Source organism: Paenibacillus sp. J22R3 (genome assembly GCF_056269305.1).
The window spans coordinates 85314-102550 of record NZ_JBWDNS010000010.1 but is presented as its reverse complement, the minus strand read 5'-3'; the positions used below and the strand labels follow the sequence as shown (position 1 = coordinate 102550).

Sequence of the window (17237 nt, the reverse complement as noted above, 5' to 3'; positions counted from 1 at the left end):
CGGCCCGGCTGATGTCCTCATTATTGAGGACACCAGCCGGGAGGTCCTGAACAAATCGCCATTGTAAATGTAGGTGCTTCCCGTGCCAAATCGGCAAAATAGCTGCTGATCACATGATTCCCTCCGACGGAGCCCATGCGGAAGTTTCGTTTGACCTCTTCCTTCACGTGCAAATAATAGTACGTTTTGTCGGTATTCGGGGATTGATATACGAGCGGCGGCAGGTGAGGCACGACGTCGTATTCATTTTGCACGCGGAAGGTGACGGGTACGGCTGCATTATAGGCGCGAACGAAGGCGGGATCTCCCGTGCGCGGCGATCCGTACGTATAGGTGATGAGGGCGGCAGGCATGCGGTTGGTCGCGATGTCAAGCGAGGCGAGTGTCGCCAGTGCTCCGCCAAGACTATGTCCGGTTATGAATAGCGGCTTTGACTTCGGTACTTGATCGAGCAAGCGGAAGATTTGATCCCGAGCCGACATATAGACCTCGGTAAAGCCCTTATGCGTATTGCCGCCATTCTTGACGGGCTTGAACGGAATTTGCTGGGCGATCATATCCATGACCCAGTCTGTAGGGGAGCTTGTGCCGCGGAAAGCCAATACGACCGCTCGGTCTGACTCGATGACGAAACCGAAGGGCTCTTCTTTTCCGGTGTAGGAAGCGGCGTTAAACGATCCGACCAGCCGGTAGGTATCAGGCACAAGAAAGTACCCGCCATTATTGTATTGCACATAAGTTTGCCCACATACTGCAGCCAAAAAGATGGCCGTTCGAATGTCCATCGTACTGCCATTGTTCATTTCTGCACCCACTCTCCTTGCTACCAGTGTATGAGGTTATGGGCCAATGTGCTTTAGGCTGCTGTCCTACATGTTCCAGATTCAAAGCATGATCTGCGGGGGTAACGAAGTACATCACGTCGTGCCGGTGAAGGACAATGATAAGGAGATCAGAAATGCCTAGGAAATTGAAGATGCGAATTGCAGTGGTGGACGACAATCCGATGAATATTACGGTTGTCAGAGAGATTTTGAAGCGTGCGGGGTATACGAATGTTTTGCAGGCTGCCTCTGGCAGCGAATTGTTTAGTTTAGTCGGTTTAAACAAACAGGGGCTTGAGCCGGAGGAAGCGCCGGGCGATGACGATCATGACATCGATTTGATCCTGCTCGATATGATGATGCCCGGCGTGGATGGGATTACAGCTTGTGCGATGATTCAGGAGTCGCCGCGTTTGAGGGATATTCCGATCATCATGGTGACGGCGATCGGCGACTCGAAGAAGCTGGCCGAATCGCTGGATGCCGGAGCGATCGATTATGTGACGAAGCCGATTAATCGGATCGAGCTGCTTGCTCGTATTCGCGTGGCGCTCCGGCTGAAGGAGCAGAAGGATTGGCATAAGGAGCGAGATCGGCGGATGAGGGAGGAGCTGCAGCTGGCGCGAGAGGTTCAGCTGGCGGCACTCCCGCAGCCGGTGGATGACGAGCGTATTGCGATCGATGCGATATTCCGCCCGTCTGAGGAGCTGTCCGGCGATTTGTACGCGTGGCATCGAATCGATGAGAATCGCTACGGTGTAGCTGTGATTGATGCCATGGGTCATGGCATATCGTCCTCGCTGGCGTGCATGTTTATCGCATCGGTGCTCAAGGAAGCGATGACGAAGTTGTCCGGGGCCAAACGGGTCATCAAGGAGCTGAACCGGCGATCGCTGCAGCTGCAATTTGCGGATCAGTTGATCCAGTACTATTTCACCGGGCTGTATATGGTCGTCGATTTAGGCGCAGGCACGCTAGAATACGTGAATGCCGGCCATCCGCCGGGCATGCTCATTCGAAGCGACGGCAGCATCGAACGTTTCGCCCAAGGCGGCGTCGCCATCGGCATGTTCAGCGAAATGCCAATCGAGAAGCACACGCTCGCCATCGGACCCGGCGACCGCATCGTGCTGCTGACCGACGGCATCTACGACCTCGTCGGCAGCGACTACGCGGAAGACCGCGAGGCCAGCCTCACCGAGCTGCTGCAGCCTTACGGCACACATGCTCCGCTGCAGGCACTAGAAGAAGCGCTCTTCTCGCGCGAGCTAACGGAGGAGCTGCAATCCGACGACCGCTGCTTGGTCGTTGTGGATTTGAAGTAGAGAGAGCCCCCAAGGAGTTGAGGCCACTCACAAAGTCCTATTGCTGAAAGGCGTAGACTTTCAATTTACTTGCCAGAGCCAGGGGTTTATCTAGAAGTTTTAATCGGCTTCCTCCTTGAGTTGTACAAACTACACGACAAACCGAAGCCTTCCGAGAAATAAGGTACTTAACATGAAAAAAATGCATTTGAAATACGGATAACCAGCTATATTCACTAGAAAAAAACGTATGAATTGTACGAAGTACACGTCATACGTCATTAGAGACTAGAAAGTAGCGAATGTGTTGTACTCCTTACACGTCATCTTCGAGCCGCGTGACAGGTGATCCCTCGCACCTCATTACATTGGGAGAGAGCAATGTCACAAAAAACCGAATCGCTAAGATCGCTGAAAACTTAAGTTCTTCAGTGGCCTCCAAGGAGTTGGGGGCTCTTTTGTTTGTCCTAAGCGGACGGGATGAAACCCCGGAACCGGGACAGGAGCGAAACCATCCACACCTGCACTCTCTATACGCGCTCACACCTGCAACTGCATCCAAATTCGCACCAAAGCAACACACCTACACTCACTACCACCAGCACGATCATCAGCATCAGAACGAGCACGAGCATCAAGCACGATCATCAGTATCAGAACGAGCATCAAGCACGATCACAGCACCAGCATCAAGCACGATCACAGCACCAGCACCAAGCACCGGCATCAAGCACGAGCACGAGCACGAGCATGAGCACCAGCACCAGCACTAGCACCAGCGCGACCACCAGCACTACCATCACCGCCAACGCCAGTCTCGACAGACTAGCTATTCTCGCATGATTTCCTTTGCCTTAAGAGGCATATCCGCTAACAGTGGTGGAAACCACCCGAAAAATGCAAAATAAGCGGATATGCCGCTAATAGTGCTCAATATCTCAACTAGCTGGCTTTTCTCGCATGAGTTCGACCACCTTAAGAGGCATATCCGCTAACAGTAGTGGAGAGCACCCGTAAAAAGCATTGTAAGCGGATATGCGGCTTACAATGCTCAGGACTCCAACTAAACTGCCCGCGCCAAGGCCTGAGAGATCCAAAATGGAACTCTCAGCGGCGAAACCGCACAAAAAAGAAGCTGAGAGTTGGTATATGGAACTCTCAACCCCTAGAAACTCCCCCAAACTGCCTGCGCCGAAGCCTGAGAAATCCAAAATGGAACTCTCAGCGGCGGAACCGTACAAAAAAAGAGCTGAGAGTTCAAAAATCGAACTCTCAGCTTCCATCCGCTCGCCTCAGCGCTACCGGCTCGACCGCGACGGCAGCGGCGCGTCGTGCTCGACGCCGCTGCGGCTGCCGGCATCCGCCGAGCGCGACGCGCCAGGATCCGCTGCGCCTGCGCGGCTGCCGCCTCGGCTGCGCCGCGGCAGCGGCGCATCGTCGCCGCCGGCTAGCGCGAGGTCCGCGCCGCCTGAGCTGCCGACGCGGTCGCCTTTGTGACGGCCGTTCAGCAGATCGCCTGTCCAACCCTTACTCCACAACCACCAATAGATGAGGATGGTGGTGACGACGATCACGAGGCTGACGGTGATGAATCCCCAGCGCTCGCTGGCCCAAGGGATGTCCTTGAAGTTCATGCCCCAGACGGCGCCAATGACCGTAGCCGGCATGAACAGGGCGGTGAAGATCGTCAACGTCTTCATGATATCGTTGCCGCGGAAGTTCGAGATGGCATCGTCCATCATGAGCAGCGTGTCGATCTCCATCGCATAATGGCTGAGCAGACCTTGAATACGGTCGAGCTTCAGCTCCATCCGTTTGAACTCTTCCTGCTCCAGCAGCGTATGCATGAAGGCTTCTCTGGCCGCGCCTTGAATTTCCTTGATCGGAATGAACAAGTGGCTCCAGTGCAGCAGCTCATAGCGCCGCTCGAAGATCACATTCATCAGGCCGGTACGGTTCGACTTGCGCATCTTCTGCTCCAGATCCCCAAGTCGCGTCTCGAATCGGTCGAGACCGTCATGGAATGTCTCCAGCACGGCGCCAAGAAGCACGAAGAAACCTTCCGGCGCACTCTGACAGCGGTTCAGCTTATCCTGCCAAGGATCCAGCTGCAGCCTCACGGATAATCGCATATCCGACATATAAGTGACCAGCTTACGATCGGTCATTCGAAAATGCAAAGGGAGGATGTCGCTCTCATCCTCAGACACCTGGAACAGCAAGGTCCCATGCAGAATAGCGTCACCGCCCGGAAGTTCGGACACGATAATTTGATTGTGAGCAACGACTCCAACATCATTAATCCAGCCGGCAAGCTCCGGGTGGGCTTGCACAACGGCTTGTTTCGCGTGGGCCAGCTCTGCCGCCAGTTCAGCAGCAGTAGCAGGCGCCTCCGAAATGGTATCATCGGCTGCTGCTTTGCTGCTGCGACTAAGACCGGACGTTCCCGCCGGCCGCTGTTCGTGAAGCATGAGCCATTCCCACGCTTGCGGAAATTGCAGCATCCGATGCATCATAGTTTAGAGCCTCCTGCTTGTCCGTGCGTATAGCTATACATGTTACCATCATAACGCGAACCCCGCGTGAAGCACAACAGCGCCGCCGACAATTTTATCCAAAAACACAAAAGCACGCCGCGGCCATGATACTCGGCCTACAGCGTGCTTCTACTCTTCCTGCTCATGATGCTCATGCAGCAGCTGCTTTAGTTTATCAATCGCACGCCGCTGTATTCGGGAAATACTCATTTGTGAAATACCAAGCTGATCCGCGATCTGTCGCTGGGGAAGCCCATCCTGATAGGCCAGCAGCAGCACTTTCTGCTCTTCAGGCTTCAGCTTCGATAGTGCAGCCTGGAGATCGAGTCGCCGATCGATGTTGTCAAAATCATTGGAATCCGATCCGAGCAAATCACCAAGCGATGACGTATTGTCATCATCCGAAATCGGCGTGTCCAGCGAGACGTAATGATAGAGCTCGCGACCTGCCAGAATTTCAGTCGTTTCTTCCACGGACAGCGACATGACCTCGGCGATTTCTTCGATCCTCGGAGAACGTTCAAGCTTCACGGTCAGCTCATCGATTGCTTGCTGAACGGCGATTCCTTTCTCCTTAATCCGGCGAGGGACCTGAACGTACCACGACTTGTCGCGGAGATAATTTTTCATATGCCCGATGATACTCTTCATGGCGTAAGGCTCAAACTGCACGCCGAGCGAACTGTCGAATTGGCCGAATAAACGAAGCAGCGCAATCTGGCCCACTTGCATTAAATCCTCGTACAAATCCGGGCGGTTACGCGAAATTTTACCGGCGGCCATTCGAACCATCGACTCGTAATGGGTGATGAGCTGTTCAGCGATTTCGTTGGACGGATCGCTTTGATAAGCCATTATAAGTTCCATGCTTGTGGGCGTGGGCTGCTTAATCGGCTGCGGCGCGCTCATCACAATTCACCGCTTTTGACAAGGCGCTTGGTAAGAACCACTTCCGTTCCCGTTTCACTGTTCACTTCCACATCATCCATCAGCGCTTGCATCAAGTACAGGCCAAGTCCGCCTGCCTGGAGTTCATCAATCGATTGTCCGTTTACCGGCTTCGCACGTGCGGCTGCGGCTGTTGCGTCAAAGCTGCGTCCATCATCTTTGACAACAATGGAGAGGGCATCGTTCTTCTTAATAAAGCGCACCTCAATTCGCGGCGCAGGCTGTGGAACGGGAGCGGCCTGCCCGGAGCTCAAATCGCCGTAAGCGTACAGAACCGCGTTGTTGCACGCCTCAGACACCGCCACTTTCATATCCTCGATTTCCTCGAAGGAGAAGCCGATTTTGACAGCTAATCCATAGAGAGTCAATCGAACCAGATCAATATATTCCGCCGAAGCCGGCACCTGCAAGGTGATTACTTCTTCGACTTGTATGTTCATTATGCACTCGTCCCTTTCTGCTGCAATTACGTATTAGGCTTGTTTGAGTAAAAATGGTGTGATGCCCGTCATATCAAACAGCTTGCGAATATGAGGCGGGACAGCTTCCACGGAAAATGGGGCTTGCTTGGCATGTCTGGCTTTCAGCACGGACACGAGAATGCCGATGCCGGTACTATCCACATAACGGAGCTCGCGCAAATTAAGGGTCAGCTCTCGATCAGTTAGTTCAATCAGTGGGGTCATCACTGCACGCATATGAACGGCGGACTCCAAATCCAGCTCGCCTCCGACATAAACGATACATTTGCCTTCCTGATTCTCCGTACGCAAAAATAGTTTATCGGTTTGTTTCATAGCTCGACGCTCCTGTATCTTAAATTTCTTATTACGAGTTGTATACCCCTTCCACAGGGAGTTGAAACATAACGGACTATGCCCGGAAGGAAGGTGCAGCCGTTGTGCCCCCGATAACAAGACGCGGAGACAGCACAATCTTCTTGCGCTCCTGAGCAGGATTGGTGACAAGCGAGAGCATGAGTCGGCCGGCTTGGGCACCGATCTCTTCCTCCTGCTGAAGGATACAGGTCGGACGCAGCGTCCACCGGGTCGAGTATTCATAGTCATCGAAGAAAATAACAGACAATTGATCGGGAATGGAGAGCTGCAGTCGCTCCGCTGCCGCAAATACTTTCAGGCCGAGTGAGGAATTTAGCGCAAATACAGCGGTGACATCCGGATTTTGCTGCAAGTAGAGCTCTATTTGTTCCGGCTCCGTCCGGGTAAAGACAAGTCTTGGATCGCTTAATAGGGCGTGGTCAGCCAAGGCTTGCCGATAGCCTTCGAGCCGGTCCTCCATGCTCGTCGTTCCCGTGTATGGAGCGGTAAGGAAGGCTACCCGATAATGCCCCGCCTCAATTAGATGAGAAGTGGCAGCATAGGCGCCGCTGAAATGATCCGTGCATACGCAGTTGGTTTCAAGCCCTTTGAGATAGCGGTCAATAACCACAATAGGGTAGCCGCGCAAGGTCATCCGCAGAATATCCTCGTTATAGCTCTCCCCTTCGACAGGGTAGACGATGACACCGGCTACGCCCATTTCCTCAGCTTCGGCAAGCAGCTGACATTCTGTTTCTACCGACTCATGAGTCAGCGAGACAATAACGCGATAGCCTTGACTCGAAGCGGCGTTTTCCACACCTTTGACCAAATTCACCATATAGGCGGTTTTCAGGCTGGGTATCAGCAAGGAGATCAGCTTCAGCTTACGAATATCCGGTGTTTGATAACGAAGAGGCTCACCCTGGGCTTGATCCGCAATGAAGGAACCTTTGCCTTGAATGCGGTAAACGGTGCCCTCTTTCACGAGGGAGGATAAGGCGCCTTTGACGGTAATGCGGCTGACGCCAAAATGCTCCGCAAGCTCGTTTTCCGATGGCAGTCGATCTCCGGGGAGCAGCTGGCCTTGTACGATTTGGTCGGTAATATACGTGCGTATTTGGTTGTAAAGAGGAACTCGTTTCGTTGGTACAGTCATCTAATCACACTCTCTCTCCTGATATAATGAATATACAACTTTCTTTGCGAGTTTCCAATTTTTTTCTTTACAGAGGCTGTAATATGGGAGTATGATGCAGGTAAACAGCCACCAAGTCAAGTTTATAAGTTGTATATTTGATATATAATTATGAACTGCCTCCTTGTACACCACTTCAGCAATACCCACCATTTCGAAGTTTTTCTCACAGCAATCCTCATCTTCAAGTACATCATCAGGCTTCGACACAACTTTTTTCTAAGCTCAAAATGTAAGCGCTCTATTTATTTCGTCTTGTCTCCATTCACGTTGATTAGCTATTCGATTCATGCCTATAGAATCTATGCGAACAAACAGGGGGAAGGAACGATGGTAAACGAAGCTCACATGGCAAGCAGACCGAAGACGTATTATTTGCAGGAAGCGATCGAGCGCGGCTTCAGTGCGATTGCGAACCGATTGGATCCCGAACAGAACATGCGGCCGTATTTTCTGCTTCGCTTGCAGCCCGAGCCGAAGCTTGAGCACCATATCTGGGATTTAGGCGATATGTGCTCCCGATTCACCGATGCGTATTTACTCGGCCGTCCGATTACCGGTGCTACTGACTATGTAGAAGAAGAACAAGCACTGCGGGCGATGCTGGACACCTGCGACCCGTTTCTGAATCCCTTCATGGCAGGGAGAATGCTCCTGGCCTACGTCGATTTGTACCTGGATTCGCCTTCGGAAGCGGGCAAGGAGATCATCGAGAAGCTCGCAGTCGCCATAAGAAGCAAGCTGCAGCATGAAGAGGACTACAGCTACTGGTTCCGCAATGCCGAAGGCTGGAACACGATGGAGCATGCCGTATTCGGTGACTTCAACGGCTACCCCACCTTCCCGCTCGGCGGAATCATGCTGGCATTAGCTCGGTACACCGAAAGTGTCGATGCCCCGGATTGCGAGGACTTGCTTGATCGGATGGGTCGTTTCGTGCTGAATGTCAGCGGAACGTTCGATGCGGAGGGACATTATCAGGGACATACACATTCCGGCGGAATCCTTACAGCGGCCGTTGCGCTCATGCGCCGTGCACTGAAGACGAATGACACCGCAACGGTCCGGAAAATGAAAACGGTCTTCGATTGGACACTGCGTTATTCCAGCACGTGGGGCTGGATACCGGATGGGGTCGGTCCGGACGACGCTTCATGCGAATCGTGTTCGATTACGGATGCCATTCATTTGGGACTGCTAATCGCCCGTCATATCGATTCGAATTATTATGCGATCTTAGAGCGGTTCGCCCGCAATCAATTGCTGGAGAACCAAATCGTACATACCGATCCGATGCTGCCGAACGTCGATCAAGCACAGAAACCGCAATTCGAGCGGGCGCTCTATGGAAGCTGGGCCTCCTGGTCGAAGCCGGGGTCGCTGGACAATTGCCGGGAGAGCGTGGAAGGCTGCTGCCTCGGAGCAGGCATTCGAGCTTGCTATCTGGTTTGGGATGATATCGTAACGAAGCACGCGGATATCGTTTCCGTCCATATGTCGCTTAGCCGAAGCAGCGATTGGGTTGAGGTTATCAGCTATCAGCCGTATGAGGGCAAGCTCGAGCTCATCATCCACGATGCGCCAAGTTTACGTGTACGCGTACCGGATTGGGTTAATTTTGAAGATATTACCGTATCGATCGACGATGCTGTCATAAGCGTTCAGCTTCCGGAGGACGGTTATATCCGCCTTGAGGGGTTGGAATCGGGTCAGCTGGTACAGCTTCTCTACCCCATAACCACTGTAGAGAAGGTCGAGCGTGTTTCCGGACAGGACTACAACGTTCGTTGGCGCGGCGACACCGTCATCTCCGTTACGCCTTCGGGTCACATTTATCCGCTGTTTAAGCGTGAATGGATGAATCAGCAGGCAGCGCCGCTCGTTCAAGGAATTCCATACGCAGCTCAGCGCAGCAGCAAGGTTCATTGGTAGTCTAGTCGTAGTCGCAGCCGAATGGCTGCAATAAACCTGGGATGAGGATGGGCGGGGGACTATATCTCCCGCATCACCTGTACCACATAGATTGGGATTGCGATTGCTTGGCATTGCCAAGGGGGGCATGAGAATCCCGCACACAGGTATCGCGTGAATAAAGTAAGGGGGAGTGGAGCACGGTCGATTGGCCGGGTGGCGTGGACTGCACTGCACTGAAGATCAGTTGTGTTCCTTTATTGAGCAAGGTTCCATCACTCATGTACAGGGGGAATAACGTGTGAGAATCCAGCGTAAAGTAGGCATTCTGTTAAGTGTAGCAACCCTTTCTCTAGGCGTTGTTGGCTGCAGCGGCAGCAACAACAATGACAATAAGACCAATACCGCCACGAATGATGCAACGAAAACAAACAACGCAGCAGCAACGAACAACTCCGCTACGAATAATGCAGCAGCGACAAATACAGAAGAGAAACCGCTTGGCACGGTCAGTGATTTGAAGATCACGGCATTCAACTGGGGCTGGGATAACGCCGACCCGGCTAAGGACATCGTCCTCCCTGAGCTGACGAAGCGCGTTGGCCTGAACAATTTAACGTATGACGTGCTCAAAACAGGCAGCTACGGCGATGTCGTCCAGAAGCTGCAGCTGTGGGCATCCACGGGCGGTTCCGATTGGCCGGATTTCGTAGCGGTCGGGGCAGACGGCAAAACAAAGCTGATTCTGAACACCATGGGCGAAAGCGGCAAGCTGGAAGACTTGACGCCTTGGCTGGATAAATACCCGAATGTGAAGAAAGCCGTCGAGAAGCTGCTTCCTTTCTCGACCAATCCTCACGATGGCAAGCTGTACAGCATCCCGCAAAACTTCTCCAACATGCAGGCTTACGCGATCGACCAGCCGACCATCTGGATTCGCAAGGACTGGCTCGATAAAGTCAATCTGGGTTATCCGAAAACAATCGATGAGTTCTATAATGCGCTGAAAGCATTCAAGGAACAAATCAAAGATGTAAACGGCCAGCCGGTCGTACCTTACTCGGTATTCGGCGAAAACTTCCGCAACATGATCAACGTGTTCTTCCCGCCGGGCCAAAACAATGGCACGGGCTGGTGGTACACGGATGCCGACGGCAAAGCAGCACGCTCCGACGTGTCGCAGCCGGAGAATCTGATTAGAGCGCTGACCTTCTATAACAAGCTGTACAAAGAAGGTTTGATCGAAGAGGAAAGCTTCTCGCTCAAGCAAGGTCAGATCGACGAGAAAGGGAACCAAGGCCGCATCGGTGCCGTTCACGGCGCTTATTGGGAGCAGGCGAACCCTTACACGGACAGCATGAAGAAGACCGATCCGAACGCGAAGTTCGTCGGCATTCAGCTGTATGACCCGACAATCGCTTCGGGGCCAAGCTTGCCGCAGTTTAGACTTGAGGCTTGGAGTCTATGGGCCGTGAAGGCTGGTCTTCCGCAAGAGGAAGTCAATACCTTCTTCAAGACGCTTGATTATGTTCTCTCCGAGGATGGTACGATCCTTACCAAATACGGCTTGGAAGGACAGCAGTGGGAGCGCAACGCCGATGGCAAAATCGTAGACACGAAAGCCTTCTTCGATGAGACGCAAGGCGACTGGAACAAACGCGCTCATCTGGGTATCGACGTCTACTCGTTCATTCCGAACTACGAAGCGCTGATCAAGAACCAAGCTCCGTCCGGCTATGAAATGCGCGAAGATATGATCGAAACGTGGAAGAACCTGGGCTCCAAGTTCCCGACGGAGTTCATTACCGATCCGCAGCGTTATGTAGATCCGGGCGATGTAGAAAACAAAGTAACCGTAGGCGAAAGCGATCGTTACAAGCAATTGGTGGCGAAGTCTATTACAGCTAAGAACCCGGATGATATCAAGAAGCTTGTAGAGGATTGGGGCAAGAATGCCCGCGCGCTCGGCTATGACAAAGTCGTGGAAGAAAGAACGGAAGCGGCGAAGTCGATTAATCTCGATAGCTTAAAGTAATCGAAGTAATAACCAAACTCGCATAAGAGGGGAGCGTTCCTGCGCTCTCCTCCACCATTTATCCGAAAAGGAGGGTCTCGCGATGACGACTCTCGCTGAAACGCAGACGCACACGCCAAGCAAGAGACAGCTTCTCATGGGGAAAATAGGCCGCAAAATGTGGGATCAGCGCTGGTTGTATATTTTTGCGATACCGGGGCTTATCTTCTTCCTCTTGTTCTCTTATTACCCGATGATCGGGATTATTATGGCTTTCCAGGACTACAATCCGGTTAAAGGATACTCCGGCAGTGAATTCGTCGGCATGGATAATTTCCAAACCATCTTCCATTTGCCTGACTTTACGAACGCGCTGCGCAACACGCTGATCATCAGCGGACTTAAGCTGGTCATTGGATTCCCGGTTACGATTCTGTTCGCACTGCTCATTAATGAGATCCATCAAACTGTGTTTAAACGCTTCGTTCAAACGATCAGCTATCTGCCTTATTTTATCTCGTGGGTTATCGCGGCGGGGCTGTGGTATAAGCTGCTGTCTCCGGATGGCGGGCTTATTAATGACATGCTGACTAAGATCGGCTTCTTGAATGAACCGTTCTATTTCATGGGGAGCACGAGTGCTTTCCTGCCGATTGTCATCTTCACTGAACTTTGGAAAAATATCGGCTTTAACGCCATCATTTATCTTGCAGCCCTTTCAAGCATCGATCCTCATCTGTACGAAGTATCCAGCATTGACGGCGCAAGCCGAGTTCGCCAGATCTGGCATATCGCGCTGCCCGGCATTCGCGGCACGATGGTGCTCTTGTTCATTCTGAGCGCTTCCGGACTCATGAGCGCGGGCTTCGACCAGCTCTGGACGATGGGAAACCTGCAGGTGCAAGAGGTCGGTCAAATTCTGGATACGCTCATCTTGAGTTATCTGCGCAATTCAGGCGGATTTATGGGTTTATCGCTCGGCGCGACTATGGGTGTTTTCCAAGCGACGGTGGGACTGTTTCTATTCCTGATCTGCAACTTCATCGCCAAGTTATTCAAGCAGGAATCGCTAATTTAGAGGAGGGTAGACATGCAGAGATCACGTGGAGAAAAATGGTTTAACGTTGTCAATATGCTGCTCATGCTCGCGTTCTCGTTGCTGTGCCTCTATCCGTTTATTTATATTTTAGCGATTTCGCTAAACGATGCGATGGATGCTCAGAAGGGGGGCATTTACCTCTGGCCGCGTATTTTCACTTGGAAGAATTACAGCGTTATTTTTAACGATAAAGATATTTTCCTTGCTTATGGCGTGACCATTGCTCGGGTACTCGTGGGCGTGGTTACCCAGGTGCTGCTCGTGGCTATGTTTGCCTTTGTCCTCACGAAGAAAACGTTCCCGCTGCGCAAGTTTCTGAACTGGTGGATTGTCATTCCGATGTTCCTGAGCGGAGGGCTTATTCCGTTCTACATCACGCTGCAGCAGCTGCACTTGCTGAACAGCTTCTGGACCTATATTATTCCCGGGCTGTACGGCGCCTTTAATATTATGCTGGTGCGCACGTTTATGACGGAGCTCCCGGAGGCGCTTGAGGAATCGGCGAAGATCGACGGAGCTTCGGATTTCCGGATTTTCTTCAGCATTATTTTCCCTCTCTCCAAGCCGGTTCTGGCTACGATTGCGTTGTTCGTCGGCGTAGGCCACTGGAATGATTGGTTCACGGGCTTTACGTTCATTTCCAATACGAAGCTGTGGACGGCGCAGAATATGCTGCTGTTCCTCATTCAATCGAACGAAGCGTCTAACCTCGCGGTCCTGAGCAAGATGCATCAGGGAGCCGTTACGGTGACGGCGGAATCGATCAAGATGGCGATGCTGATCGTAACGACGGCACCGATTCTATGTATTTATCCGTTCTTGCAGAAGTATTTTGTGAAGGGCATCATGCTAGGCTCATTGAAAGGGTGATTAGTAGGTGGAACTCGGCAGAGCACTGGATTACAGAGAATTGGCGGCGTTAGCGATTCATCATTACAAGGAAATGCTTGATCCGGACTATCATCATTTACCGTATTTCTTCGCCAAGATCGGCAGTGACGAATCGTTTGCTTGGCATAGCGAGTGGGACTTCGGCGATGCGGTTGGCCGGTTTCTCGATGCCTCGATTCTATGCGGCGAGATCGTCGGCGAGCGTCTGGGCCGGGATGCCGAGACACATATGAAGGATGCGCTGCGCTGGATGCAGAGCGAGTCGGATGGGCTGTTCTACCGGATGAGCAATGATTGGGATGTTCCTGCCGGCGCCAATATGTTTGACCAGCGGAGCGTGTTTCTGGGCCTCTTAAGCTGGCTCAAATTCGATAAAGAAGATGAAGCGAAGACGCGCATCGAGCGGATGCTGCAAGGGATGCGGAGCATTGCGGTCGAGCGTGAGGATTATATCTGTTATCCGTTCGAGACGTATGTCCCCGGCATGGCGGTTCCGGAGGAAATCTATACGGAGCACGGGTTTATCGTGGAGCCGACGCATTATGGCGGCGGCGTCTTTATCCTGCCGCTGGCGATTTATTATGAGCAATATGGCGATCCGCTTGCCGCAGAAATGCTGGAGAAGCTGACGCGCTTCGTCGTGAATCATTCACGCGTATTCGAGGCGGATGGCAGCTTCTGGTCTCAGGGACGTTACCCGGATGACGGCCATTTCCATTCCAAGATGGGTGCAGTTGCCGGTATTCTGCGTTACGCGACCATTAAGCAGGATGCGGAGCTGATCGCTTGGTGTCAGAAGGTGTATGACTGGGCATGCAGTATGGGCAGTACATATGGCTGGTTTCCGGAAGGCACGGGCCTGAACGGAGAGGAGCCGGTAGATGAACGGTACCGCTGGCTGCCGGGCGTTATTCAGCACAGTGAAACCTGCTGTACGACGGATATGATTCATACTGCGATTTATTTGGCGAAGAACGGTAATATCGCCTGCTGGGACGATGCGGATCGGTTCGCCAATACGCTCGTTGCTTCGCAAGTGAGGGACGTATCGTGGGCTAAGGAAGTGACCGATAAACCGGACACGCCGACGCGCACGTATCGCAACGTGCCGCAGCGTTACAGGGGCGGTTTCACGGGCCGGATGAATCCGAATGATTTCTCCAACCGCGGCAAGGTGGATACGATGGCTTGCTGCTGCGCCGCCGGGGGCCGAGGACTGTATCTGATCTGGGATCATGCCACTTCGCTAAGTGAAGATCGGCTTTATGTCAATCTGTGGCTGACGAAGGAGAATGAGCACGTCAAGATGGAGTACGAGGTGCCGGGGGCCGGTGTGCTGCGCATACAGCCGAAGCAAGCCGGCGATCTATACATCCGTGTCCCGGGCTGGCTGTCGACAGATGCGATTACTTGTCATACGCCGCGTAAGCAGAGCGTATCGCTTGCGCATCCGTATTTGGTTGTTGCGGGGCTGGAAGCCGGCGAAACGGTGGAATTGTCCTTTCCTTCGGAGCTCGTGCAGCGGGAAGAAATCGTCGCCGGCGAGCGATACGAAGGCACTTGGATCGGCAATCGATTATTTGATGTAAGCCCAAGAGGCGTTATGCCGATGAACAAGGCGCTCATCATGAAATCATGATTACAAGGGGGAATTACGGAAATGAGCATGACACTCGAAGAGCAGGTCGAGCAGTTTAAGCGGGATGGATATTTTGTCGTGAAGCAGGCCTTGTCTCCCGCGCATGTATCGACATTAATCGATAAAGTGATTGAAATTTCGGAGGGCTTTACGACGCGGGAAATTCCCGACATTATCGACCGGGACGAGGCGTTTGTACCGCTGCTTGTTAACCCGCCGGTATTTAACTTGATGCGGGCGCTAATGGGGCCGCGCATTCAGATGGAAAGCGTGAATGCCACGCGTATTAAGCCGGGCCAAGGAATGCCGGTCGGCTGGCATATGGACTCGCATGTATTTCCTGATCCGCTGCCGCCTTATTGGTATTTTCCGATATCGATCAACTGTGCCTATTACTTGGATGACATTACGCCGGAGAAGGGGCCGCTTGTCGTCGTTCCCGGCTCTCATCTCTCTCTGAAGAATCCGCCGGATGGGCTAAGCGAAATCGAAGGTCAGATCGATGTGCTGGTCGAAGCGGGAGACGCTGTTATTTTCCATGGTGCGCTCTGGCATGCGGCGAAGCCGAATGTGCATCCGACCGAGGAGCGGCGCGCCTTGTATTATAATTACTTGCAGTCGTTCTGCAAGAATCGGGTGGATAATTTCGTCGGCGAGCGTTCCCGTCAACTCCGTGAGAGCGGACCGTTCTACATTCAGCAGATGCTCGGCAAATTCGATGGTTGGCATGAAATTCCCGCGGATGCTGAAGAGCAGCTAGCTAATCTATAGGGTTCAAAAGGAGCTGTCCTCTCTATGGCACAAGTGGAAATCAGGGACGTACGGGTCATCATGACCGCGCCCGATGGGGTTAATCTCGTTGTCGTGAAGATCGAAACGAATGAGCCCGGTCTATATGGCCTAGGCTGTGCAACGTTTACGCAGCGGCATCTTGCAGTCGCGGCGGCGGTGGAGCACTATTTGAAGCCGTTCCTGATTGGCAAGGATCCAAGACGGATCGAGGATATTTGGCAAACCGCCATGGTCAGCGGTTATTGGCGCAACGGTCCGGTGCTGAACAATGCCGTCTCCGGCATTGATATGGCATTGTGGGATATTAAAGGCAAGCTATGCGGCGTACCCGTCTTTGAACTGCTAGGCGGGAAAGTGCGGGATGCTGCAGCCGTCTATCGCCATGCCGACGGTCGCGATGCCAGCGAAGTGGAAGAGAATGTTCGCATGTTTATGGAGCAGGGCTGCCGGTATGTCCGCTGCCAATTAGGCGGATATGGCGGTCAAGGCCATAAGCTGCATCAGCCTGATCATGTGCTGCCGGGTGCGTATTTCGATCCGGATGCTTATGTGCGCAGCGTGCCGCAAATGTTCGATCATTTGCGCGCCAAGTTTGGCTTCGAAGTCGAACTGCTGCACGATATACATGAGCGGATTGTGCCTATCGAGGCGGTGCGATTGGCGAAGCAGCTTGAGCCGCATCGCTTATTCTTCCTCGAAGATCCGCTGCCGCCGGAGCACTTGGATTGGTTCCGACACATCCGTGCGCAATGTGCGACACCGCTCGCGATGGGGGAGCTGTTCGTCCATTCCGCGGAATGGATGCCGCTCATTACGGAGCGGTTGATTGACTTCATCCGCTGCCATGTCAGCGCGATTGGCGGGCTGACTCCTGCGGAGAAGCTGGGTACGTTATGCGAAGCCTTCGGCATTCGCACGGCTTGGCATGGGCCCCCGGACCTGTCGCCGGTTGGCATGGCAGCGAACATCCATCTGGACCTCAGCAGCCCGAACTTCGGCGTCCAGGAATGGAGCGCGATATCCGATCGGATGCGCGAGGTGTTTCCGGGCAGTCCTGTTCTTCGCAACGGTTACGCCTACGTCCCGGATACACCGGGTTTCGGCGTAGAACTGGATGAACAGAAGGCGGCGCTATACCCTTGTCATGACGTGCTGCCGGGGTGGACGCTCTCTCGTATACCGGACGGTTCGCCGTCTCGTCCATAACCGTCGGGCGGTCCTGTTAGAGGCTTGTTTTCCATGGCAGAATTTCCTTCGTCATC

General features: G+C 53.0%; 14 protein-coding genes. 8 read left to right on the top strand and 6 right to left on the bottom strand.

Annotated elements, in window-relative coordinates; genetic code table 11:
- Nucleotides 1-20 precede the first annotated feature (20 nt).
- Complete coding sequence (locus AC0YN4_RS29240; protein ID WP_475784268.1) at nucleotides 21-803, bottom strand: lipase family protein; 783 nt, start codon at nucleotides 801-803, stop codon at nucleotides 21-23.
- Nucleotides 804-958: 155 nt separating this feature from the next.
- Between AC0YN4_RS29240 and AC0YN4_RS29235 the strand changes: the two genes are divergently transcribed.
- Nucleotides 959-2149, top strand: a complete 1191-nt coding sequence (locus AC0YN4_RS29235) for a PP2C family protein-serine/threonine phosphatase (RefSeq protein ID WP_475784269.1) — start codon at nucleotides 959-961, stop codon at nucleotides 2147-2149.
- Nucleotides 2150-3426: 1277 nt separating this feature from the next.
- On the opposite strand, the gene AC0YN4_RS29230 is transcribed toward AC0YN4_RS29235, so the two are convergent.
- The 5 genes from AC0YN4_RS29230 to AC0YN4_RS29210 all read right to left on the bottom strand — a co-directional run bounded on the left by AC0YN4_RS29230 (nucleotide 3427) and on the right by AC0YN4_RS29210 (nucleotide 7590).
- The gene (locus AC0YN4_RS29230; RefSeq protein WP_475784270.1) at nucleotides 3427-4644 is read right to left on the bottom strand and encodes a magnesium transporter CorA family protein; all 1218 of its coding nucleotides are present in this window, start codon (nucleotides 4642-4644) and stop codon (nucleotides 3427-3429) included.
- Between the two features lie 150 nt (nucleotides 4645-4794).
- On the bottom strand, nucleotides 4795-5532 hold the full coding sequence (locus AC0YN4_RS29225; protein ID WP_475837434.1) for a sigma-70 family RNA polymerase sigma factor: 738 nt from the start codon (nucleotides 5530-5532) through the stop codon (nucleotides 4795-4797).
- A gap of 41 nt (nucleotides 5533-5573) precedes the next feature.
- A complete protein-coding gene (gene rsbW, locus AC0YN4_RS29220) occupies nucleotides 5574-6053 on the bottom strand; it encodes an anti-sigma B factor RsbW (RefSeq protein ID WP_090985166.1) in 480 nt (159 codons plus the stop codon).
- A gap of 33 nt (nucleotides 6054-6086) precedes the next feature.
- Nucleotides 6087-6410 carry an STAS domain-containing protein gene (locus tag AC0YN4_RS29215; protein ID WP_091225376.1) on the bottom strand — a complete coding sequence of 108 codons (324 nt, stop codon included), beginning with the start codon at nucleotides 6408-6410 and terminating at the stop codon, nucleotides 6087-6089.
- 76 nt (nucleotides 6411-6486) lie between these two features.
- Nucleotides 6487-7590: a LacI family DNA-binding transcriptional regulator gene (locus AC0YN4_RS29210; RefSeq protein ID WP_475784272.1), complete on the bottom strand. Its 1104-nt coding sequence runs from the start codon at nucleotides 7588-7590 to the stop codon at nucleotides 6487-6489.
- 369 nt (nucleotides 7591-7959) lie between these two features.
- Here AC0YN4_RS29210 and AC0YN4_RS29205 point away from each other — a divergent pair, with 369 nt between their 5' ends.
- The 7 genes from AC0YN4_RS29205 (at nucleotide 7960) to AC0YN4_RS29175 (ending at nucleotide 17181) form a co-directional block, all read left to right on the top strand.
- Nucleotides 7960-9561, top strand: a complete 1602-nt coding sequence (locus AC0YN4_RS29205) for a hypothetical protein (RefSeq protein WP_475784273.1) — start codon at nucleotides 7960-7962, stop codon at nucleotides 9559-9561.
- Between the two features lie 280 nt (nucleotides 9562-9841).
- Nucleotides 9842-11575, top strand: a complete 1734-nt coding sequence (locus AC0YN4_RS29200) for a type 2 periplasmic-binding domain-containing protein (protein WP_475837433.1) — start codon at nucleotides 9842-9844, stop codon at nucleotides 11573-11575.
- Nucleotides 11576-11657: 82 nt separating this feature from the next.
- Nucleotides 11658-12632: an ABC transporter permease gene (locus tag AC0YN4_RS29195; protein WP_475837432.1), complete on the top strand. Its 975-nt coding sequence runs from the start codon at nucleotides 11658-11660 to the stop codon at nucleotides 12630-12632.
- A gap of 12 nt (nucleotides 12633-12644) precedes the next feature.
- Nucleotides 12645-13523, top strand: coding sequence for a carbohydrate ABC transporter permease (locus AC0YN4_RS29190; RefSeq protein ID WP_475837431.1), 879 nt, complete (start codon nucleotides 12645-12647; stop codon nucleotides 13521-13523).
- Nucleotides 13524-13530: 7 nt separating this feature from the next.
- A complete protein-coding gene (locus AC0YN4_RS29185) occupies nucleotides 13531-15183 on the top strand; it encodes a glycoside hydrolase family protein (RefSeq protein WP_475837430.1) in 1653 nt (550 codons plus the stop codon).
- Between the two features lie 21 nt (nucleotides 15184-15204).
- A complete protein-coding gene (locus AC0YN4_RS29180; RefSeq protein ID WP_475784278.1) occupies nucleotides 15205-15954 on the top strand; it encodes a phytanoyl-CoA dioxygenase family protein in 750 nt (249 codons plus the stop codon).
- Between the two features lie 24 nt (nucleotides 15955-15978).
- Nucleotides 15979-17181 carry an enolase C-terminal domain-like protein gene (locus AC0YN4_RS29175; protein WP_475837429.1) on the top strand — a complete coding sequence of 401 codons (1203 nt, stop codon included), beginning with the start codon at nucleotides 15979-15981 and terminating at the stop codon, nucleotides 17179-17181.
- Nucleotides 17182-17237 lie beyond the last annotated feature (56 nt).